Annotated in this window: 19 protein-coding genes; 9 read left to right on the forward strand and 10 right to left on the reverse strand. The window is 55.8% G+C overall.

What is annotated here, in order from left to right; all coding sequences use genetic code 11:
* Positions 1 to 117 precede the first annotated feature (117 nt).
* A complete protein-coding gene (locus tag PAG01S_RS18995) occupies positions 118 to 1,038 on the forward strand; it encodes a nucleoside hydrolase (RefSeq protein WP_062759578.1) in 921 nt (306 codons plus the stop codon).
* 23 nt (positions 1,039 to 1,061) lie between these two features.
* Here PAG01S_RS18995 and PAG01S_RS19000 read toward each other — a convergent pair whose 3' ends face one another.
* A complete protein-coding gene (locus tag PAG01S_RS19000) occupies positions 1,062 to 2,090 on the reverse strand; it encodes a zinc-binding alcohol dehydrogenase family protein (protein WP_062759579.1) in 1,029 nt (342 codons plus the stop codon).
* Positions 2,091 to 2,227: 137 nt separating this feature from the next.
* Between PAG01S_RS19000 and PAG01S_RS19005 the strand changes: the two genes are divergently transcribed.
* A complete protein-coding gene (locus tag PAG01S_RS19005) occupies positions 2,228 to 3,130 on the forward strand; it encodes a GntR family transcriptional regulator (RefSeq protein ID WP_010671481.1) in 903 nt (300 codons plus the stop codon).
* A gap of 170 nt (positions 3,131 to 3,300) precedes the next feature.
* Positions 3,301 to 4,653: an MFS transporter gene (locus tag PAG01S_RS19010; RefSeq protein WP_062759580.1), complete on the forward strand. Its 1,353-nt coding sequence runs from the start codon at positions 3,301 to 3,303 to the stop codon at positions 4,651 to 4,653.
* Between the two features lie 21 nt (positions 4,654 to 4,674).
* Here PAG01S_RS19010 and PAG01S_RS19015 read toward each other — a convergent pair whose 3' ends face one another.
* The 4 genes from PAG01S_RS19015 to PAG01S_RS19030 all read right to left on the reverse strand — a co-directional run bounded on the left by PAG01S_RS19015 (position 4,675) and on the right by PAG01S_RS19030 (position 8,639).
* Positions 4,675 to 6,066 carry a hypothetical protein gene (locus PAG01S_RS19015; protein WP_062759581.1) on the reverse strand — a complete coding sequence of 464 codons (1,392 nt, stop codon included), beginning with the start codon at positions 6,064 to 6,066 and terminating at the stop codon, positions 4,675 to 4,677.
* A complete protein-coding gene (locus PAG01S_RS19020; RefSeq protein WP_010671478.1) occupies positions 6,059 to 6,970 on the reverse strand; it encodes an alpha/beta fold hydrolase in 912 nt (303 codons plus the stop codon). Before PAG01S_RS19020 ends, PAG01S_RS19015 begins: the two co-directional genes overlap by 8 nt.
* A 534-nt stretch (positions 6,971 to 7,504) precedes the next feature.
* Entirely contained in the window at positions 7,505 to 7,717 is a 213-nt protein-coding gene (cspE, locus tag PAG01S_RS19025; RefSeq protein WP_010671477.1) for a transcription antiterminator/RNA stability regulator CspE, read from the reverse strand.
* A gap of 658 nt (positions 7,718 to 8,375) precedes the next feature.
* Positions 8,376 to 8,639, reverse strand: a complete 264-nt coding sequence (locus PAG01S_RS19030; protein ID WP_010253502.1) for a DUF2798 domain-containing protein — start codon at positions 8,637 to 8,639, stop codon at positions 8,376 to 8,378.
* A gap of 128 nt (positions 8,640 to 8,767) precedes the next feature.
* Here PAG01S_RS19030 and PAG01S_RS19035 point away from each other — a divergent pair, with 128 nt between their 5' ends.
* Complete coding sequence (locus PAG01S_RS19035) at positions 8,768 to 9,670, forward strand: LysR family transcriptional regulator (protein ID WP_045139525.1); 903 nt, start codon at positions 8,768 to 8,770, stop codon at positions 9,668 to 9,670.
* Between the two features lie 216 nt (positions 9,671 to 9,886).
* On the opposite strand, the gene PAG01S_RS19040 is transcribed toward PAG01S_RS19035, so the two are convergent.
* Positions 9,887 to 10,900 carry a zinc-dependent alcohol dehydrogenase family protein gene (locus PAG01S_RS19040; RefSeq protein WP_062759582.1) on the reverse strand — a complete coding sequence of 338 codons (1,014 nt, stop codon included), beginning with the start codon at positions 10,898 to 10,900 and terminating at the stop codon, positions 9,887 to 9,889.
* Between the two features lie 168 nt (positions 10,901 to 11,068).
* On the opposite strand from PAG01S_RS19040, the gene PAG01S_RS19045 reads away from it, so the two are divergent.
* Positions 11,069 to 11,974 carry a LysR family transcriptional regulator gene (locus PAG01S_RS19045; protein ID WP_033781012.1) on the forward strand — a complete coding sequence of 302 codons (906 nt, stop codon included), beginning with the start codon at positions 11,069 to 11,071 and terminating at the stop codon, positions 11,972 to 11,974.
* A gap of 314 nt (positions 11,975 to 12,288) precedes the next feature.
* Here PAG01S_RS19045 and azuC read toward each other — a convergent pair whose 3' ends face one another.
* Both azuC and mntP read right to left on the reverse strand, forming a co-directional pair.
* Positions 12,289 to 12,366, reverse strand: a complete 78-nt coding sequence (azuC, locus tag PAG01S_RS22755) for a stress response protein AzuC (protein ID WP_111534772.1) — start codon at positions 12,364 to 12,366, stop codon at positions 12,289 to 12,291.
* Between the two features lie 117 nt (positions 12,367 to 12,483).
* On the reverse strand, positions 12,484 to 13,059 hold the full coding sequence (mntP, locus tag PAG01S_RS19050; protein WP_010253515.1) for a manganese efflux pump MntP: 576 nt from the start codon (positions 13,057 to 13,059) through the stop codon (positions 12,484 to 12,486).
* Between the two features lie 316 nt (positions 13,060 to 13,375).
* Here mntP and PAG01S_RS19055 point away from each other — a divergent pair, with 316 nt between their 5' ends.
* The gene (locus tag PAG01S_RS19055; protein ID WP_010253517.1) at positions 13,376 to 13,618 is read left to right on the forward strand and encodes a DUF1158 domain-containing protein; all 243 of its coding nucleotides are present in this window, start codon (positions 13,376 to 13,378) and stop codon (positions 13,616 to 13,618) included.
* Here the strand turns inward: PAG01S_RS19055 and pdxR are convergent.
* The gene (gene pdxR / locus PAG01S_RS19060; RefSeq protein ID WP_062759583.1) at positions 13,608 to 15,044 is read right to left on the reverse strand and encodes a MocR-like pyridoxine biosynthesis transcription factor PdxR; all 1,437 of its coding nucleotides are present in this window, start codon (positions 15,042 to 15,044) and stop codon (positions 13,608 to 13,610) included. The genes PAG01S_RS19055 and pdxR overlap by 11 nt on opposite strands.
* A 59-nt stretch (positions 15,045 to 15,103) precedes the next feature.
* Between pdxR and PAG01S_RS19065 the strand changes: the two genes are divergently transcribed.
* The 3 genes from PAG01S_RS19065 to PAG01S_RS19075 all read left to right on the forward strand — a co-directional run bounded on the left by PAG01S_RS19065 (position 15,104) and on the right by PAG01S_RS19075 (position 20,198).
* Entirely contained in the window at positions 15,104 to 15,559 is a 456-nt protein-coding gene (locus PAG01S_RS19065) for a carboxymuconolactone decarboxylase family protein (protein ID WP_062759584.1), read from the forward strand.
* 511 nt (positions 15,560 to 16,070) lie between these two features.
* The gene (mqo, locus tag PAG01S_RS19070) at positions 16,071 to 17,687 is read left to right on the forward strand and encodes a malate dehydrogenase (quinone) (RefSeq protein WP_062759585.1); all 1,617 of its coding nucleotides are present in this window, start codon (positions 16,071 to 16,073) and stop codon (positions 17,685 to 17,687) included.
* A 126-nt stretch (positions 17,688 to 17,813) separates the two neighbouring features.
* Complete coding sequence (locus PAG01S_RS19075; protein ID WP_062759586.1) at positions 17,814 to 20,198, forward strand: phosphoketolase family protein; 2,385 nt, start codon at positions 17,814 to 17,816, stop codon at positions 20,196 to 20,198.
* Here PAG01S_RS19075 and PAG01S_RS19080 read toward each other — a convergent pair.
* Positions 20,195 to 20,782: a LysE family translocator gene (locus tag PAG01S_RS19080; RefSeq protein WP_062759587.1), complete on the reverse strand. Its 588-nt coding sequence runs from the start codon at positions 20,780 to 20,782 to the stop codon at positions 20,195 to 20,197. The genes PAG01S_RS19075 and PAG01S_RS19080 overlap by 4 nt on opposite strands.
* Between the last annotated feature and the right edge of the window lie 65 nt (positions 20,783 to 20,847).

A 20,847-nucleotide genomic window follows, 5' to 3' on the forward strand; every position in this document is an offset into this window, starting at 1 on the left:
TGATAATACGACGCCCGTTTCAGGCTGGCAACAGTGAGGTCATGGCGGCTGAAAATCTTGACGCGCACGCCACAGACGGAGTAATGCTGATGGTTTACAGCCTGTTGCGGAGACCCTATGCGTACCCTGATTTTTGATACCGATATCGGCGTGGATGACGCCTTTGCGCTGGCCTATGCGGCGCGGACGCAGCATCTGCTGGGGATTACCACGGTCTTCGGCAACGTGGCAGTGGGTCAGGCGGTGAAAAACGCCCGACTGTTTTGCGGGAAAATGGCGATTAACGCGGAGGTCTATCGCGGCTGTTCACGACCGCTGGCGCTGCCACCCTCTGCGCCTGCCAGACTGCACGGTGAAGATGGGCTGGGCGATGCGTTTGATAATACCTGCAGCGATCAGGCGCCGGGCGCGGTGCAGTTTATTATCGACAGCGTGCGGGCGCAGCCGCATCAGATCACCCTGGTGGCGATTGGTCCGCTGACCAATATCGCCACGGCCATTAATCAGGCGCCGGATATTATTCCGCTGGTAAAAGAGCTGGTGATCATGGGCGGCGCATTTGGCACCGACGGGCACAGTGGCAACGTGACGCCCTTCAGCGAATTTAATATCTGGAAAGATCCGCATGCTGCCGATCAGGTGCTCGCCTCGGCGCTGAATGTGGTGGTGATCCCGCTGGATGTCACACACAAAGTGCTGATCAGCGGCGATGAGGTTCAGCGTCTGAATCAGCCGGTGCTGAGTGCGATCTGTCGCCCTTACCTGGCTTACAGCCTGGAGAAAGAGGGGTTCGAGGGTATGGCGCTGCACGACACCCTGGCGGTGGCGTGGCTCACTCTGCCACAGGCGTTTACCCTGACCGAAAGCCCGCTGCGGGTGATCACGGAGGGCATCGCCTGCGGTCAGACGGTGCGTAAGCTGAGCGCGCTGGCCTCCCGCCAGGATCCCTTTAACGGCCTGACCGCCCAGCGTATCGCACTTGGCGTGGATGCTGACGCGGTGCGGGCGCACTTCTTTCAGACTCTCACCGCGCCCTGAACCACGCGAACCTACTGGCCGCGTTACCGGTCGAAATGAATCACGCCTTTGATCAGCTCGCGGTTGTTGATGATTTGCGCCTCAAAGGTTTCATCCAGCGTGGAGAAGGCCAGATGGTGATTCAGCATCATTTCGGCGCGCAGCTGGCCGCTGGCCATCAGCGCACGCACCCGATCGAAATCTTCACGGGTGGCGTTGCGGCTACCCATCAGGGTGGTCTCTTTTTTATGGAATTCACTGTCCGGGATCACCAGATCGCCTTTGTGCAGGCCGACATAAACGATAGTGCCGCCGTGTCGCATCAGGTTGACCGCATTGTTCATCGCCGCCGGGCTGCCGGTGGCGTCGATCACCTTCAGCGCCAGACGGCCACCAAACTCCTCGCGCAGCGCGCTGTAAAACGCTTCATCAGCCGGATTCAGTGCCGCCAGGCCGAGCTGGTCAGCAACATGCTGGCGACGAAATTCGCTGGTATCCGCCACCACCACCTGCGCGCCGCTGGCGGCGGCGATAGCGGCAACACCCAGCCCAATCGGTCCGGCACCCACCACCAGCACCTGCTCATCCGCCACAATTGCGGCACGACGCACTGCATGGGCGCTGATGGCAAACGGCTCAATCAGCGCAGCCGCTTCCGGCGCGACATCATCCACCGCCAGCAGCGTGCTGACCGGCACGCTCAGGTAGTCGCAGAACCCGCCATCCTGATGCACACCAATCACTGAGATCTGCTCACAGCAGTTGGTCTTGCCGCTCTGGCAGGCGTCACAGCGCAGGCAGGAGATGTAGGGCATTAACGCCACCCGCTGGCCCGGCTGAAAGCCCTCCACATCACTTCCCGGCGCCACGACTTCGGCACAGATTTCATGGCCCAGCACCCGTGGATAGCTGAAGAATGGCTGATTACCGGACCAGGCGTGGATGTCGGTGCCGCAGATTCCCGCGGTGAGGATTTTAATCACTACCTCGCCAGCGGCGGGCGTGGGGATATCGCGGGTGGTCCATACCATCTTACGTGGTTCAGCGATGACCAGTGCTTTCATTGTTGTCATGGTGATTCTCCGGTTGTCCTGCAGGCAGTTATGGCGAATCCTGCACGCGCTGCGGTGTTCGTTTGCGGGAAGTGTGAAGCACCGCGATTTTTTTGGGCTTTGAATGGTTTTTAATGCATAAAAAACCGGAGAGTGAGATGAGCCGCAGCCAGAATTTGCGCCAGAACGTCATCAACCAGATGCTGGAAAGCATCGCTCAGCACCACATTCGTTCACCGCTGCCGCCCCAGGCGGCACTGGCGGAAATGTTTAATATCAGCCGGACTACGGTGCGTCACACCCTGCACTATCTGCATCAGTGCGGCGTGCTGGATAAGGTGGATCAAACCTGGGTTATCGTGCGCGATCCGCGCGAAGATGACGGTTTTAGCGCGTTAACGCCGCCGATTGAGCAGCAGGCCAGCCACTTTGAGCAGATGTTTTTTAATATGATTAATCAGCGGCAGCTGGTGCCCGGCGATACCTTCAGCGAGCTGCAACTGGCGCAGCAGGTGAAAGTCAGTCCGGTGGTGGTGCGCGAATTCCTGCTGCGCTTTATGCGCTATGACCTGCTGGAGCCGGTCAGACGCGGCCAGTGGCGGATGAAAAAATTCACCCAGGATTACGCCGAGAAGCTGTTTGAACTGCGCGAGATGCTGGAAACCCACGCCCTGAGCCGCTTCCTGAATCTGCCCGCAGGCGACGAGCGCTGGGTTCAGGCGCGGGATCTGCTGGATCGTCACCGATCGATGCGCGATACCATCGCCAGCAACTATCGCCACTTTGCCGCGCTGGATCGTCAGATGCATTCGCTGATTTTATCCGCCGCCAACAACCCGTTTTTCAATCAGTCGCTGGAGATTATCTCGGTGATCTTTCACTCGCATTATCAGTGGGATGAGAGCGACCTCAAGCAGCGAAATATTGTGGCGCTGGAGGAGCATATGGCGATTCTGACCGCGCTGATTGGCCGTCAGGATGTCGACGCCCTCTGTGCATTACATAACCATCTGGCGACCGCTAAAACCTCGATGGTGCGCTCAATCGGTCAGTACAATTAAAAACCGATTAAAAACCACAAAGCATTAGCTCCCGCACGATTCAGAAACATCTTTGCAACATCCTTAACCCTTTGCTCTTAGTCTCGACTGCAACGTCACGGCGGCCTTTTGCCGCTGCGCGCAGACCCCTTCTCACCATAACGATAAGTACCCAGTTTCGGGAGAGTGCAATGGAAAAGACTTCAGTAACCGGCCGCGACAGCGCAGCTGGCGACACGCCATCAGACCAGGATTTCGTGCCGATGCGCAGCGACGTGGTGCGTTCACCGCGTATCCGCAAGATTCAGATCACGGCGATGCTGCTGTTGCTGTTCGCCGCCATCATCAACTATCTGGATCGCAGCTCGCTGTCGGTCGCGAATATGACCATCCGCGAGGAGATGGGGCTGAGCGCCACCGAAATCGGCTTCCTGCTCTCCGCCTTTTCGCTGGCTTACGGCCTGGCGCAACTGCCGTGCGGCGCGCTGCTGGATCGTAAAGGGCCGCGCATTATGCTCGGCATTGGCATGTTTATCTGGTCGCTGTTCCAGGCCGCCTCTGGCCTGGTGCATAACTTTACCCAGTTCATCCTGGTGCGCATCGGCCTCGGCATTGGCGAAGCGCCGATGAACCCGTGCGGCGTGAAAGTGATCAACGACTGGTTCAACATTAAAGATCGCGGCATGCCGATGGGGATGTTCAATGCGGCTTCGATGATTGGACTGTCGGTGGCTCCGCCGATTCTGGCGGCGATGATGCTGGTGATGGGCTGGCGTGGCATGTTTGTCACGATCGGTATCCTCGGCATGTTCCTCGCTATCGGCTGGTATATGATCTACCGCGACCGCGACAACAACACCCTGAGCGCTGAAGAGATCCACTATCTGCAGGCGGGCAGCGTCGCCTCGCGTAAAGAGCCGATCAGCTTCAAAGAGTGGCGCGGCCTGTTTAAGCAGCGCACCATGTGGGGAATGATGATTGGCTTCAGCGGCATCAACTACACCGCCTGGCTCTATATCGCGTGGCTGCCGGGCTATCTGCAGTCGACCTATCATCTCGATCTTAAAAGTACCGGCCTGCTGGCGGCGATTCCGTTCCTGTTCGGTGCGGCGGGTATGCTGCTGAATGGCTATGTGGTCGACTCGCTGGTGCGTCGCGGCTTTAACGCGGTGAAAACCCGCAAAGTCTGCATCGTCAGCGGGATGCTGCTGTCCGCCGGCTTTACCGCCGTGGTGACCCGCGCGACCAACACCACCAGCGCGGTAACGCTGATTGGGATGGCGCTGTTCTGTATCCACTTCGCCGGAACGTCGTGCTGGGGATTGATCCACGCCAACGTCACCGCCCGTATGACAGCGTCTGTCGGCAGCATCCAGAACTTCGCCAGCTTTATCTTCGCCTCGTTCGCGCCGGTCATCACCGGCTGGGTGCTCGACACCACCAAATCGTTCAGCATGGCGCTGATGATTTGTGCCTGCGTGACGCTGGTTGGCGCACTCGCCTACCTGCTGCTGGTGCGCCAGCCGATCACCGACGGCGAATAATCACGGCTGACGGCGCGACTGCTACGTCAGCGCCGTCAGGGTGACCCCATATTTCGCACCATAACGCTGAATACCCGTCATCACCTTCTCCGCGCTCAGCGCGGGTGGAGGTGGCAACAGCGGCGCCCGTTCACGCAGCGCCGAGTCGAAGCGGGCAAACGTCGCGAAATCACGCGGGAAACGTTCTTCATCCACGCCAATCAATACGCCTTCATCACGTGCATGGGAGAGCAGCGCCCGCCAGCGGTGAATCTCCGCCAGACCGATGCTGTCGGTACCGTGAGAAAAGAGCATCATGTCGATGTTGCGGAACGGTGGCTGTTTTTCCAGGAAGCGTTGCAGGGCCGAGGCCGAGGATTCGTTGCTGAAGCTCAGCCAGAACGGAATCGCCTGCTGCTGCTGAGTGCACCACGGGTCCATCAACAGGAAGCTGTCCACCGTCAGCCGGGTCGGTAAAATTCCCGCCGCCAGATACCAGTCGCGGTAGATCTCAGCCACCACATAACTCATCGCCTCCGGATCTTCGTAACGAATCTCCATCAGCTTCCAGTTCTGCGCCGCCGCCAGCTTTTTCAGCGGCGGGATCAGATAGCCATCCAGCCCCCACTCCGCTTCCGGCACCCGATCGGTGATGGCCGGCGGTGTCCAGCGTTCCCGATCAACACCATAGCGCGCCAGATATTCCGCCACGCGCGGACCACCCTGCATAAACTCTTTTTCGCTGGCTCCGCCCGGCGCACCAAACTGGAAAAACGAACGATCGCTGGTGCGCGTTACCGGCCACTGCCGGGTGCAGTGATTGATAAACAGCGTGGAGCCAGCGGGCAGACTTCCCATCAGGAATTCGTTAAAGGCCAGAGGCAGCTCGCGCAGTTTCAGCCGGAAATAGCGCATCTGGTCGAGCATCAGCCGATCCTGATTCGGGTCCTGCATATGGTGCACCGCCAGCCGGGGCCAGGCAGCCAGCAGCGCGGCAGCAATCTCTTTGCCCTGCTCAAAGCTGGTCTGTGCGTCATCGGGATCGTTATTCGCGGCCCGCACCGGGCAAAGAAAAGTCTGGGGCAACCAGGGCACACCCATCGCCGCCGCCAGATGCACCAGTGCACCGTTCGATGAACCGATAAAGGCCGCCGGATAATCCTGTTGCGGGTATTCACTCACCATCCATTCGGCGATCCCTTCCACATCCAGTTCACCCGCCTGGCGCAGGCTGATGCCTTCTGCCATGCCGCCCAGCGCATAGCCCCACTCACGCAGCCCGGTCGGTAGCCGGTTAAGCGACGGCAACAGGCGATCCAGCGTCGGTGACTGGCTGGGGCTGGCAAAGGGGCGGTCGTGCAGCGCATTGGCCAGCGCAAGCAGCATGGCGGCAGCAGAGTCAAAGCGGGCAATCCCTCTTGGTGGTTTACTCATGTTGATCCTCCTGCTGGATACGTGCCAGGAACGGGCGGATGGCGTGACAGAAACTCCACGGGTAGACGTAGTGCAATGTGTGCGTCCCGTCGCGTAATGTCAGTCGTTCGCTACGCGGCATCAGGGCGGCGAGTTCATCCAGCCAGCGCGCCGGACAGACGGGATCGCGCGAGCCCCGCAGCAGCAACGTGGGTGCGTTAATGTAAGTAAGGCGATGCTCAATGCGGTCGCGCATCATGGCGCGCAGGGTACCGAAGGCGCGCCGCAGGCCCGCTTTGGCGTAATCGATTCGGGCCAGTGGCCCCGGTGGACGACGGGATTCCAGCCGGCCATTACGCCAGTCGCGCCAGAGCTGACGCGGCAGACTGCGGGCATGACGATCGACCGTCGGTCCCTGCAGCACCAGTCCCGCTACAGCCTGTGGATGTTTCACCGCCAGCGCGGCCAGAATCTGGCAGCCAAACGAATTGCCGACCCAGATAGCGCGCTGGAAACCGTTATGCTGTAACCACAGCCACAGCGCATCCGCCAGCTGATCCACCGACATGATCGGCGCAGAAGGGGGCAGTGTGCTGGCGCCAAAACCGGGCAGATCCGGCACCAGCACGTGATAGTCGCGCCCCAGCGCCAGCGCCAGTGACTCCATCGCCCGGCCCGACATCACCAGACCGTGGATTAACACGACCGGCAGTCCCTGATCCTCATTGGGCGTAACGCGGGTAAACATGCGCCAGTCACCAATCTGCTGATAATAACCGGCCAGACCGGCGTGATGACTGTTCGGCGACACCGGCGGCGTCTCCTTAAGTTGCCGCCAGCGTTTCATACCCCATAACGTGGCCGCCACACCCAATCCAACACCTGCCACAATCGCTGCCTGTTTTCGTCGATGCTTCTGGATCATCCGCTGCTCCTGGTTTGGGGAGAATAATTCAGTGTAGGTCGGGATCAGGCAGCAGGCGGGTTATCCGCGCGATGGTGTGAAAAAGTATGGGGTTTCGCCTAAGAAGACGCTGGCATTGCGGGTGATGAACTCTGGCGGGGGATGTGTCTGGTGTAAGCGGGAAGGCAGTGACTGAAACACCCGAGGAGTATCGCTTTACATTCAATGCCCGATATCCAGCGTTAGCAAAAGAAATGGATTACTTGCTGGTAATCAGTAATACACCTCAGGGGAGCATCGCTGATTTCAAAAGGCGCGTTATGGCTTTTGCCCGATGGCTTAACGTAACATTTCATCACGGGCAGGGCTTATGAAGAGAGGATTAACATCGGGGTAGCCTGATAAACGTGGAGCAGGTCAACGGACCAGAGATAATACGAATTTCAGGCAATAAAAAACCCGCACTGGGCGGGTTTCTTTTATTATCAGCAGAGCTTATCTGCTCAGACTTATGTCTTCATCGCTATTGTAAGCATCGCTGATAATGAGCGCGGCTTACTGCGCTGTGACGTTGCCAGCTGCAGGGCCTTTGGCGCCATTTTCAATGGTGAAGGAGACTTTCTGACCTTCATCAAGCGTTTTGTAGTTATCACCCTGGATAGCAGAGAAATGCACGAATACATCTTTGCTGCCATCATCGGGAGTGATAAAGCCAAAACCTTTATCTGAGTTAAACCATTTTACTAAACCAGTCATTTTGTTAGACATAGATATTTCCTTAATCGATTAGCCACTAAGAGCGGCGAAGATGGCCTGTAGTTAGAGATTTACTTATTGGGCACTTAGGAGGAGGCTCTCGAAGAAGGATATCTGTGGATAACACTTGAACTGAGGACTACTTTACTAAAACTGCTTTCATAAGGTCTGTGTTCCAAACCGATGACGCATTAAGACATAGCGATAATAATTTAGCAATGTATATGTTTATTTATTTTAACCATTTAAACGCTCAGATGGCTGAATGGCTGTTTTATTTTGACTGCTCAGGAAGTGCTTCAGGCTCCGCTGTGTGCGAAGAGGAGCAGGCTAATCCTGTCATAATGACGGTGCCGATTTAACGTTGATGCTTAACAATAAACAGAGCCTGTAATGTCACATCGCCTAAAAATTTCCGCACGGCCAGCGAAGCGCTGTCATCGCCCTCTTCATCTGTGAGCTTTACCTGCTGCATATCGTACGCCCGGCTCTTCGGTATCTTTCATCCTGATACCGGTCAGTATCCGGACGACCTGCCCGCCCTCACCCTGCATCTGAAATGCTGGAGGTTTGCCACCCGCCTCCATTCTGGTGCAGAAGCAGCCTGCCGCGATGAGCGAGAAGCGGGCTAAACCCTACCTGTCCGCCCATTTTGGGCATGCTGACTGTCTCAGTGACCGTGAACGGTCAATCCTACGAGCCGGATAACAACAGGACGGACAACCAGTATGCAAAAGAAAGCGGCTGGCATGGCGACCCGGTAAGCATTCATCACATTTGTCATGTAATGAGGCCCCATTCCGAATTCGGCTAACGTGATGACCAGACTCATCAGGAACGCCATGATGATCGCCATATAAAGCGCAAATATGTAAGGTGTCGTGCGCACCGGCAAGCGGGTTCGTAAGGTTTTTTTTGTTGCAGCATCAGTCATCTGAATATCCTGTTTAACAAAAGTAGATAAGACTGTGGCTAACTTAACAAGCTTATGCGGGGGGTTGTAGAGCGGTTATGCTTTAATCATTATTAAGTAAAAGTGACGAATTAACGGGTGAGGATACGATGGACATTTTAGGGCTGATTAGCACTTTTATCCGCGTGGTGGAAAACGGCAGTATTGCAGCGGCGGCACGCGCTAAAGGTATGAGTCCGGCAGCAGTCAGCCAGAGTCTTTCCCGTCTTGAAGCGCATCTGGGCGTGCGACTGCTATCGCGCACCACCCGCAGCATGACCTTAACGGAAAACGGTAAACGCTATTTCGAGAAAGTCCGTCACATCCCACATGATATCGAACTCGCCTCTCAGGCTGCTGCGAATGAAACCAAACCACAGGGGCCACTTTGTATCGCTACGACAGCCGCGTTTGGTCGGTACGTTCTGGCTCCCCTTATGCCCGCTTTCAAAGCGTCTTTCCCCGATATAGATATTGAACTGATCAGTACCGATCGCAACGTCGATCATCGCCTGGAAGGCGTCGATGTCAGTATCCGCATCGAAGCACAGCTGAATGATCAACTAATCGCCAGAAAAATTGCATCGTTACCCTTTATATTCTGTGCGGCTCCCGCTTATCTTGATCGCGCTGGTACGCCTCAGACGCCTGGAGAACTTAGCCAGCACGCCTGCCTGGTTTTCCGCTATCCCACCGACAGACGGTTTCTGCCATGGACGTTTATGGTCAACGGACAGCCTGTTAATGCAAAACTCAACCCCAGTTTTATCAGCGATGATATTGATATCATCGCCAGAATAGCCGTAAACGGCGGCGGCATTGCCCGTCTGGCAAGTTTTGTTGCTCAGCCACTGATAGACAGCGGTCTGCTAAGGCCTTTGGCCTGGTCAGGTCACAGTGGCGAGAGCACCATTGAGTCCCTGCCGATGAATATCTATGCCTGTGTCACCGAACGTTCGGCACTCAATTCGAAAGTACGGACATTTATTGAATTTGTGGCCGATGCGATTTAAGACAGGAGCGTTTTTGCCGGGCGAAAATTGTCCCTTATCCACCCGCAAAAGTAATTCACCGCTGCCGGTCGCGGTTATACAGAAAGCGGCCCTTTTGACGATGTGCAGAAGGAATATAAGCACGCTTTGAGAAGGGGTTTAACGCGGTGAGAGTGGGATTAAAAAGTATCTGGCAGTCAGTAAAAACTGCCAGAATTGAGGAATAAAAAGTCGTTATCAGTCACTAATTCTAATGACGATTTTGCCAAATGCACCACGGGAGAGGTGCCGGAAGGCTTCAACCGCCTCATTAAAGCTGTAAACCTGTTCAATGACGGGTTTGATATTATGTTTATTGAGGAACGGATTCATCCGATCAAACGAGGAGCGTGGTGCAACCGCAATGCCCCGGATTGTTGTCTGACGGAAAATTAACGGCATCAAATCAAGTTGTGCTGTCTGGCCGGCCAGAAATCCTACCTGAGCAATCGTACCGGCAACTTTTGTCGCAGCAATTGACTGATTGATGCCATTGCCCCCAGCGACATCTATCGTTACGTCAGCGCCTTTACCATCAGTCATTTCAAGCACTTTTCTTTCCCACTCAGGGTATTTTTTATAGTTAATCCCTTCATCGGCTCCCAGTGATTTAATGCGCTCAAGGTTTGCATCGTTACTGGAGGTGGCAATGACACGTGCACCATAGGCATGCGCTATCTGAGCAGCGAAGACCGATACACCACCGGTACCCTGTACCAGCACGGTCTGACCAGGCTGCAGATTGCCGATATCCATTAGCGAGTACCATGCCGTAAGCGCAGCGATGGGAAGTGTAGAAGCTTCTTCATCGGTCATGCTGTCAGGCGCTTTAACTGCGCTGTCCTCATGAATAATCATGTATTCAGCCAGCCCGCCGGGTAACGGCATTCCAATACACCATGCTGGCTCATCGGCCGCAGGTTCACCCTCTAACCAGCGTGAATAGAGATGCGAGTTAACGCGATCCCCCGTGCTAAAACGGGACACACCCTGCCCCGTGGCAACAACGGTACCCGTGGCATCAGAGACAGGAATCAGTGGCTTTGGAACCAGATGAGGCTCATAGAAGCCCTCTACTATTGCCTTATCCCTGAAGTTCAGAGACACCGCGCCAACTTTAACCAGAAGTTCACCCGGACCAGGTACAGGCGTTTCCACCTCTTCAAGCTTTAAGTTTTCAAGGCCAAAATCTTTCAGTAACCATGCTTTCATTTTGTCATTTCCCATGTGTATGCATCGAATAGGGTGATGATAAAAAAAGCAGGCGGGCGTAAAAAGCCACGTAAAAGGACTTCAGTGTTACTGCAGGAGAAACAATCGGAATGAGATATAATCCGCAATACACTATTTCGGCAGGAATATTTTTTGCGGAGTTAAATGATGCGCTCGAACATGCTGGAATTGATGGATATTTTTGTTCACGTCGTTGAATTCCGTAGTTTCACCCGGGCCGCTGACGCCTTGCAGCTGCATCGCCCTGCGGTCAGTAAGTCCGTACAACAACTGGAAGACAAGCTTGGCGTTAAGCTATTGCACCGCACAACGCGCAGTCTGAGTGTGACCGTTGAAGGGGAGGAAATTTATCAGCGGGCTAAAACGCTGCTGAGTGATGCCAGCGATATCATGGCTTCTTACTCTTCAAATCAGCGACCTCGTGGCCAGCTGCGCATTGATGTTCCACTGGCGCTGGCACACAGTATCCTGATCCCACAATTAAGCGAGTTTCAGGCTTTATATCCTGAAATTGAAATAGTCTTAACCGCTTCAGATCGCCTGACCCATTTAATTACAGAAGGTGTGGACTGTGTTATTCGCCTCGGTGAGCTTGCTGATTCGAATTTTATTTCGCGCAGAATGGGCAGCCTGCAGATGGTCACCTGTGCAGCACCCTCTTATCTGGATAAATATGGCACTCCTTTAACGCCTGATGACCTTAAAGATCACAAAGCCATTTATTTTTTTAATGAACACAGTCGGGACATCCAGGAATGGAAATTTGTCATGAATGGCGAAATTGTTTCACGGCATCCGGGAAGCAGCATACGAGTTAACAATTCTGACGTCCTTCTTTCATGTGGCGTGGCGGGCCTCGGCATGCTTCACGCATTATATACGGCATTAAAGCCCTGCCTCGAAACAGGCCAGCTGAAGGAAGTATTATCGGGTTATGCGACTGTGACGAAACCGGTTTCTATACTCTACCCTGACCGACGCTATCTTCCGCCTAAGGTCCGGGTCTTTATCGAATGGTTTACTGAAATATTCAGGAAGAATCATCAGGGTTAACCGTGAATCTTTGTTTCGGCACAGGCAATCCCGTGACCCATTAAAAGTGCTTGTTTCCTGTTTAAGGTATGCCGCCATTTTGTCTGGCATCCGGAAATCTCCCGGGCAGATTAGATCACTGCAGCAACGTCTTTTCTGGCTCAAAGTGACGCATAACGGGAAAATCAGAAGGAGAGGAGTAGCAACAAACAGGATGCACCCGAAGTGCAAAAACGCGGGTTTAAATCAGCAGAAGCAAAGGCAGAAAAAGCAGAAAAGGTGATAATCACAGGTCGATCCCTGACCGCGATTATCGAGGGTTTCTTGCGGGGTGCTTAGTACATGGCACCCGGCGGTACGTGTTTGAACGTCTCAACGTAAGCGCGGAACACGTGTTTAAAAATACGTTTCATGGAACACCTGATTCAAATTTAGTTGAACATATACCGAAAAAGTATAGCTCCTGTGCGTTTTAACAGCAAATAAATTTGAACCAGATCACAAAAATGGCGGTTTTATGTGCAAAAGCCCTACGCGGTGTAGCCGAGATGCTGCAACAGAATGGTAGAGCCGACGGCAATCAGCACTACTCCACCCAGCACTTCCGCCCATTTGCCCAGGATCGGACCAATAAAGCGCCCGACTAATACGCCAGTCGTCGCCATCACCGTAGTGGCTGCACCAATGGTCAGCGCGGTAGTAATGATGTTCACCTGCAGGAAAGCCAGACCCACACCAACAGCCAGCGCATCCAGGCTGGTCGCTACCGCGGTGGTCGCCAGTACCATAAAGCCATGGCTTTGCGGGGCTTCACAGGGCTCTGCGACAGCAGTCTGACGGAAGCCTTCCATCATCATACGGCCACCCAGAAACGCCAGCAGGATGAAGGCAACCCAGTGATCCCACGCCATGATGTAACGGCTGGCGGCCAGGCCAAGCGCCCAGCCAATCAGCGGCGTCAGCGCTTCAATTGAGCCGAAAATCAGACCGGTACGCAGCGCTTCTTTAAAACCGGGACGATGCAATGTGGCACCTTTGCCCAGAGCAGCAGCAAACGCGTCCATCGACATGCCCAGCGCAAGAATTAAAGTGGCAATAAAGGTCATGATTTATTCACCTGGGGCGAAAAAGCGGCAATTCACGCTGAATTCACCACACAAAGTGTTCAGTTATGAAAAAGTGGGCGCAGTCTACCATGCAAACCCAAAGATAAAAAGACAGTAAAATCAGGGATTTAAGTATAGCAAAGGCTATAACTCTTATCATCCGCTATGAATCGCGCTAAGTCGATGGTAGCAAAGCGTTTTCTGACCATTTCTCTGGCCATGTAGCATGCCGGATGCGCACGAAGCAGCGCGCCACCATTGAACCGTGTCGCCGTTTACCGGAAAATGCCGGGCTGATAAATATGGGATACCGGTTATGAATAACCCTTTTGAAACGTTGATCGTGCCTGGTGGCATTTTACTGCTGGGCTTTCTCTCGGCGCTGCTGCTGCCCGCGCCCGCCTTTAGCGTGACGGTAGCGCAGCATCTGTTGCAGATGTTCCATTTGCAGGACCTGAATCAGCTCTACACGGTGGTGTTTTGCGTCTGGTTTTTGCTGCTGGGCGCACTGGAGTTTTTTGTTATCCGTTTTGTCTGGCGTCGCTGGTTCAGGGGCTGACCGCCTGCGCATCGACCAGCGCTTTTAGCCGTTCGGCACTGCGCGCATAACCTTCACGTGGCAGATGTGCCGTCCCCAGTAACAGGCCCGCACCGCGCTGATCCGCCTGCTGATACCAGATCGACAGCGGCGACGGTGCCATGCCCCACTCCACCGCCTGCTGCGCAATCACCTGATCCGGTGAACCGGCGGGTAAACGGACAATCACCGCCAGCCCGGCGCGTTGCAGGTCAGGAAAGTGAGGATGCAGCGCCGCGATCATCTGCTCCAGCCGCTCATGATAGACGCGCTTCATGCGCCGCAGATGCCGCATAAAGTGGCCATCCCGCAGAAATTCCGCCACCGCGTTGTGCAGCAATCCGGAGGAGGCAGGCGAAAGCAACGCGCAGACCTCACCGAATCGGGCCGTCAGCGCGGGTGGCACCACCATAAAACCGAGACGCAGTTGCGGCGTCAGCGTCTTGCTGAACGTGCCGATGTGCAACACCCGCCCCTGGCTGTCGAGCGCGGCCAGTGCCGGCGCGGCGCGATTGCCGGGCTGAAGCTCGCCGAGATAGTCATCTTCGATAATCCAGCGCTGCGCGCGGCTGGCCCAGTTAAGCAGGGCATGCCGGCGTGCCAGGCTCATCGTCATACCAAGCGGCGCCTGCTGTCCCGGCGTGACCAGCGCAAAAGCGGCATCCGGCGCGCGGGCAATCCCGGCCTCAACCTGCAACCCTTCGGCATCAACCGGCACGGCAACCGGCGTGACGCGCAGCGCTTCAACCGCACGACGCGCCACCCAGAATCCGGGATCTTCCAGCCATGCTGTTTTACCCTGAAAATTCATTGCCAGCCCAATCAGCCCCATTGCGCCAGCATAGCCGCTGGTAATAATAATCTGGTCCGCCTGACAGCGCAGGCCGCGTGCCACCGCCAGGTAGGCCACCAGCGCCTGCCGCAACGCTAAGCTGCCGCGGGGATCGGGATAGCTGGCCGGTCTGCTGACCTGCATGCGCGTCTGACGCTGCAGAATGCGCAGCCAGACTTTGGCCGGGAATGCATCGCTGGCAGGAATGCCCATCTGGAAGGTCAGCGGTGGCGCTTCATACTCCTCTGCACCCTCCAGCAGCTGGCGTTCAGCCTCGGCATTGACCGGTTTTAACGGCGGCAATGGGCTGACGAAAGTACCCGCTGCGCCTCTGGCCTGCAGAAACTGACCATCAACCAGCATGTCATAACTGGCGCGAACGGTGCCACGCGCCACGCCGAGCTGAGCCGCCAGATCGCGGCAGGAAGGCAGACGTGCGCCAGGTTGTAAACGTCCTTCACCAATCGCCTGTTCAATCAACTGGCGCAATTGTTCACTGAGGCCACGTGACGCGCCGCGCTGCAGTGTCAGCGTGGAAAGCGGCGATGGACCAGTCAGACTCTCATTTTTTGGCACTTTATCTGCTCCATTGAAAGGCTGAAAATCGCCTTATCAACCTTGAATGAGGCAATAAGATGAGCGAACGTATCGATTTTCACAGTGCAGCACCGGCAGGCATGAAAGCGCTGGGCGGCGTATACAGTTATCTGGCACAAACCGATCTGCCGCTCACTTTACTGGAACTGCTGTTCCTGCGCATATCGCAGATTAATGGCTGTGCCTACTGCATTGATTTACATACCAAAGCACTGAATAAGTCGGGCATGGGCTGGGATAAGATCGTGCTGACCTCGGTCTGGCAGGAATCCGGTACGCTGTTCAGTGATAAAGAGAAGGCTGCCCTGTACTGGGCTGAATGCCTGACCCTGATTGCTCAGCAGGGTGCGCCAGACGACCGCTATACCGCACTGAAAGCGCACTTCAGTGAAAAAGAGATTGTCGATCTGAACATCGCGATTGGTCTGATGAACACCTACAACCGCATGGCGATAAGTCTGAAAAAGTTGCCCGCCAGCGCCAGTCTGTCATAAGTGAATCCGATGCGTGCGCCGATGTGCACGCATTTTCAGACTCACAAAAATGTAACATTATTTTTACACAAGCAGCCTTTCAGGCGCTCTGCTCCCGATTCCCGTTATTCCTTGCTGCATAATAAATCGCTAAATTTCAGCGGATTAAATAATTCCGCACGGTTCATATTCATTCCGTCGTTGCACCAGCATGGGGCTTTTCAGCAACATGCCATTTCCGTTAACCCACTGACTTCACACTAAAAAACCCCTAATACGCCGCTGGCCCTGATGATTAATTCTAATGCTGAATCATTTCTGCATTTAAAAAATAAACAAATGTTTAATTCAGATGCGAGAATGTTATATTCAGATGACAAAGCATAACGTGCAGTTAACGCGTTATTACCGCTTTAACCCTATACCTGAGACTTAACCTTTGAGAAATAGCGCAACGCGCTCGTAAGAAGCGTGACTATTTCGCCTGCAAAACTGTTGGGCTTCAGGTCAACAGAAGAGGAGATGTCGCCTCATGTGCAATTCAGCTGTAAACCTTGCGCTCGCGATGAGTGCCATGGCAAAGGACACCACTACTACCGCGCAGGAGCGCAAAGACGTTGACGTGCTGCTGATTGGCGCAGGTGTGATGAGCGCCACCCTCGGCGCGTGGCTGCAGGATTTAGAGCCGGACTGGTCCATCGAAATGGTGGAGCGGCTGGATAGCGTGGCCGAAGAGTCGTCCAACGGCTGGAATAACGCGGGCACCGGTCATGCGGCGCTGGCAGAGCTGAACTATACGCCTCAGCAGGCGGATGGCAGCATCGACATCTCTAAAGCGGTAACGATCAACGAATCGTTCCAGATTTCCCGCCAGTTCTGGGCTTATCAGGTTCAGAAAGGCAACCTGCGCAACCCTAAAAGCTTTATTCACAGCACGCCGCACATGAGCTTTGTCTGGGGTGACGACAATGTCGACTTCCTGCGCAAGCGCTTTAAGGCGCTGCAGAAAAGCACCCTGTTCCGTGGCATGGCCTACTCCGAAGATCCGCAGCAGATTGCCCGCTGGATCCCGCTGGTGATGAATGGCCGTGACCGCAGCCAGAAAGTGGCCGCGACCTGGACGGAGATGGGCACCGATGTGAACTTCGGTGAAATCACCCGTCAGCTGATCGCCTCATTAGAGAAGAAAGCGAATTTCCAGCTGCGTCTGCGCCAGGAAGTGCGTGAGCTGAAGCAGCTCGCCGACGGTCGCTGGCAGGTAACGCTGCAGTGTCTGAACAGCGGCACGCGTCGCACACTGACGGCGGGTAGAATATTTATCGGTGCTGGCGGCGCGGCGTTACCGCTGTTGCAGAAGGCTGGCATCCCGGAAGCCAACGGTTACGCTGGTTTCCCGGTGGGCGGTTCATTCCTGGTAACGGAAAATCCGCAGGTCGTCGCGCAGCACATGGCCAAGGTCTATGGCAAAGCCAGCGTCGGTGCGCCGCCGATGTCCGTGCCGCACGTCGACACCCGCGTGCTGGATGGCAAGCAGGTGCTGTTGTTTGGCCCGTTCGCCACCTTCTCGACTAAGTTCCTGAAGCAGGGTTCGCTGATGGATATGTTCACCTCACTGAACAGCAGCAATATGCTGCCGATGGTGAAAGTGGGGCTGAAAAGTTTTGATCTGGTGAAATATCTGATGGATCAGGTGCTGCAAAGCGATCGCGACCGGATGGACGCCCTGCGCGCCTATGTGCCGCAGGCGAAGCAGGAGGACTGGCGCTTAGTGACTGCCGGTCAGCGTGTGCAGATCATCAAGAAAGATGAGAAAGAGGGCGCCGTGTTACGTCTGGGCACCGAAGTGGTCGCCTCACAGGATGGCTCGATTTCAGCACTGCTGGGTGCATCGCCTGGCGCCTCTACGGCGGCACCGATCATGCTGGAGCTGCTGCACAAGGTCTGTCCTGAGCAGATGGCTTCGCCGGAATGGCAGAACAAAATCCGTGCGGTGATCCCATCCTGGGGACGTAAGCTGAACGGCGACGTAGCGCTGACAGAGAAAGTGTTAGCCGAAACCAGCCGGATTCTGCAGCTCGACTATTCGCCGGTTACCCCGATGGCAGCAAACGATGAAGGACGGGAAACCGCGTTCGTCGTCGGCAAATAATTCAGCGCCATTGATAAAAAGGCTCCGCACTGCGGGGCCTTTTTTATTGGTCGGTTACCTGGTCGATCCGGGCATTCTCTATTAGGGTTAAGGCATCTTTTAGCTGCACGATCAGGAGGAAACTGCATGTCTTACTCCCCTGCTTCACCGGAATTCACGCTGCTCGACCGCTACTGGCGGGCAGCAAACTACCTCTCCGTCGGACAAATTTACCTGATGGATAACCCGCTGTTGCGTGAGCCACTCAGGCCTGAACACATTAAACCGCGTCTGCTGGGTCACTGGGGCACTACGCCAGGCCTGAATTTTATCTATGCCCACCTCAACCGCGTTATCCGGAAGCAAAACCTGGATATGATCTACATCTGCGGACCAGGACATGGCGGCCCCGGCATGGTGGCGAATACCTGGCTTGAGGGCAGCTACAGCGAGATTTATCCGCACATCACGCAGGATGCGGCGGGCATGCAGCGTCTGTTCAAACAGTTCTCCTTTCCGGGGGGCATTCCCAGTCACGCGGCACCGGAAACGCCTGGCTCGATTAATGAAGGCGGTGAGCTGGGCTATTCACTCTCCCATGCGTTTGGCGCGGCCTTCGATAATCCCGAACTGGTTGTACCCTGCGTGATTGGCGACGGCGAAGCGGAGACCGGTCCACTGGCCTCCAGCTGGCACGGCATTAAATTCCTGAATCCTGAACGTGACGGCGCGGTCCTGCCGATTCTGCACCTCAATGGCTACAAAATCGCCAACCCGACGCTGCTGGGTCGCAGCAGCGATGAAGATTTGCACCAGTTGTTCAGTGGCTACGGCTATGAGCCGCTGTTCGTCTGCGGGCATGAGCCTGAAAAAATGCATCCGCTGATGGCGGAGGCGCTGGATAGTGCCTTCAGTAAAATCGCCGCTTATCAGCGCGAGGCGCGCCAGGGTAAAGCCACCACCGGGGTGCCGCGCTGGCCAATGATTATCCTGCGCAGCCCCAAAGGCTGGACCGGCCCCAAAACGGTCGACGGCAAGAAAGTGGAAGATTTCTGGCGGGCGCATCAGGTGCCGGTCGCGGCCTGTCGTGAAGATGAAGGACATCGCCAGATCCTTGAGACGTGGATGCGGAGTTATCAGCCAGACGACCTGTTTGATGAACAGGGTCGCTTAAAGCCGGAACTGCAGGCGCTGGCACCGGAAGGTGATAAACGCATGGGGTCTTCGCCTTATGCCAATGGTGGCCTGTTGCGCCGTGAGCTGGATGCGCCTGAACTCGCGGAGTTTGCCTGCGATGTCAGCGAGCCAGGCGCACAGATGGCGCAGGCCACTGAGCATCTGGGCCGCTATCTCAGCGTGCTGTTCCAGCGCAACCGCGATAATTTCCGCCTGTTTGGCCCGGATGAAACCGCCTCTAACCGCCTGACGCCGGTCTTCGACGTGACCAGCCGTACCTGGCTGGAACGTACTGAGCTTTACGATGAGCAGCTGGCGCGTGATGGCCGGGTGATGGAAATTCTCAGTGAGCATCAGTGTCAGGGCTGGCTTGAGGGCTATCTGCTGACCGGCCGCCACGGGCTGTTTAACTGTTATGAAGCTTTTATCCACATCGTCGATTCGATGTTTAACCAGCACGCCAAGTGGCTGAAAGTGTCGCGTAAACTGGGCTGGCGTAAGCCGATCTCGTCGCTGAACTATCTGCTCTCTTCGCACGTCTGGCGACAGGATCACAATGGCTACAGCCATCAGGATCCTGGCTTTATCGATCACGTTGCCAATAAAAAAGCGGACATTGTGCGCATCTATCTGCCGCCCGATGCCAATACGCTGCTGTGGGTTGGCGATCACTGCCTGCGCACCTGGGACCGCATCAATGTGATTGTGGCGGGCAAGCAGCCTGCGCCGCAGTGGCTGGATATGGCGAGTGCGGTAACCCATTGTGAAGCGGGCATGGGCGAGTGGCGCTGGGCGGGCACCACCCCAGAGCATGCGGAGCCGGATGTGGTGATGGCCTGTGCCGGTGATGTGCCGACCATGGAGACGATGGCGGCGGTGGATCTGCTGCGCGGTATGCTGCCCGAACTGCGTATCCGCGTGGTGAACGTGGTCGATCTGCTGGCGCTGCAGCCGCAGGATCAGCATCCGCATGGCAAATCTGATGCGGAATTCGACGCGCTGTTTACTCAGGATAAACCGGTGATCTTCGCCTTCCACGGTTATCCGACGCTGATACATCGCCTGACCTATTCGCGTACCAACCACCGCAACTTCCATGTGCGCGGCTTCAATGAAGAGGGAACCACCACCACGCCATTTGATATGACGGTGCTGAACGAGCTTGACCGCTATCATCTGGCGCAGGAGGCGATTCTTCGCGTGCCTGGCCTGGCCGATGCGCATCCTGAGCTGCTGGACGATCTGCAGGAGCGCATCGCTGAGCATCATCGCTATGTGCGTGAACACGGTGAAGATGTGCCGGAGGTGCAGAACTGGAAATGGCCGTCGGCCACAGCACCAGGTGCACCCGATTAAGCGGCCAGCAAGGCGTCGGTCAGCATCCAGATGGTAGTCGCCACCAGCGACAGCGCCATCAGGCTGTTGAATAACTGACGCTTCCAGGCAACCTGCAGATGGCTGCGCAGGCGATCGCCCAGCGCAGCCCAGATCAGAATGCAGGGCAGGTTCAGCAGCATAAAGCCGATCATCACCGTCAGCACGCCGCTGCTGGCGCTGTACAACAGCGCCACATTGGTCGCCATCAGCCAGGCTTTGGGATTGATCGCCTGGAAACAGGCACCGCCCAGCAGCGTCATGGGCTGCGGCTTGCTGCGCGCTTCAGGTGCTGCCGCACGGAAAATCTTCCATGACAGCCACAACAGATAGGCACAGCCTGCCAGCGTCAGCGGCAGGCGAATCGCCGCCATCCAGTGCAGTAAGACCTCCAGTGCGACGCCGGCGATCACCGTTTGCAGCGCACAACCTACCAGTATGCCAAACACCATCGGCAGCGTGCGGCGCATGCCGAAATTGACGCCTGAGGTCGCCAGCAGCAGATTGTTCGGGCCTGGCGTAATCGACATGACGGTAACGTAACTGAAGAAAGAGGGATCGAGCATGGTGACTCTCCTGAAAACAGACAGAGTTCTATGCTACGGCGGCAAAAGGGATGGTAACAGTGACA

This window comes from Pantoea agglomerans NBRC 102470 (assembly GCF_001598475.1).
Classification (GTDB): Bacteria; Pseudomonadota; Gammaproteobacteria; order Enterobacterales; family Enterobacteriaceae; genus Pantoea; species Pantoea agglomerans.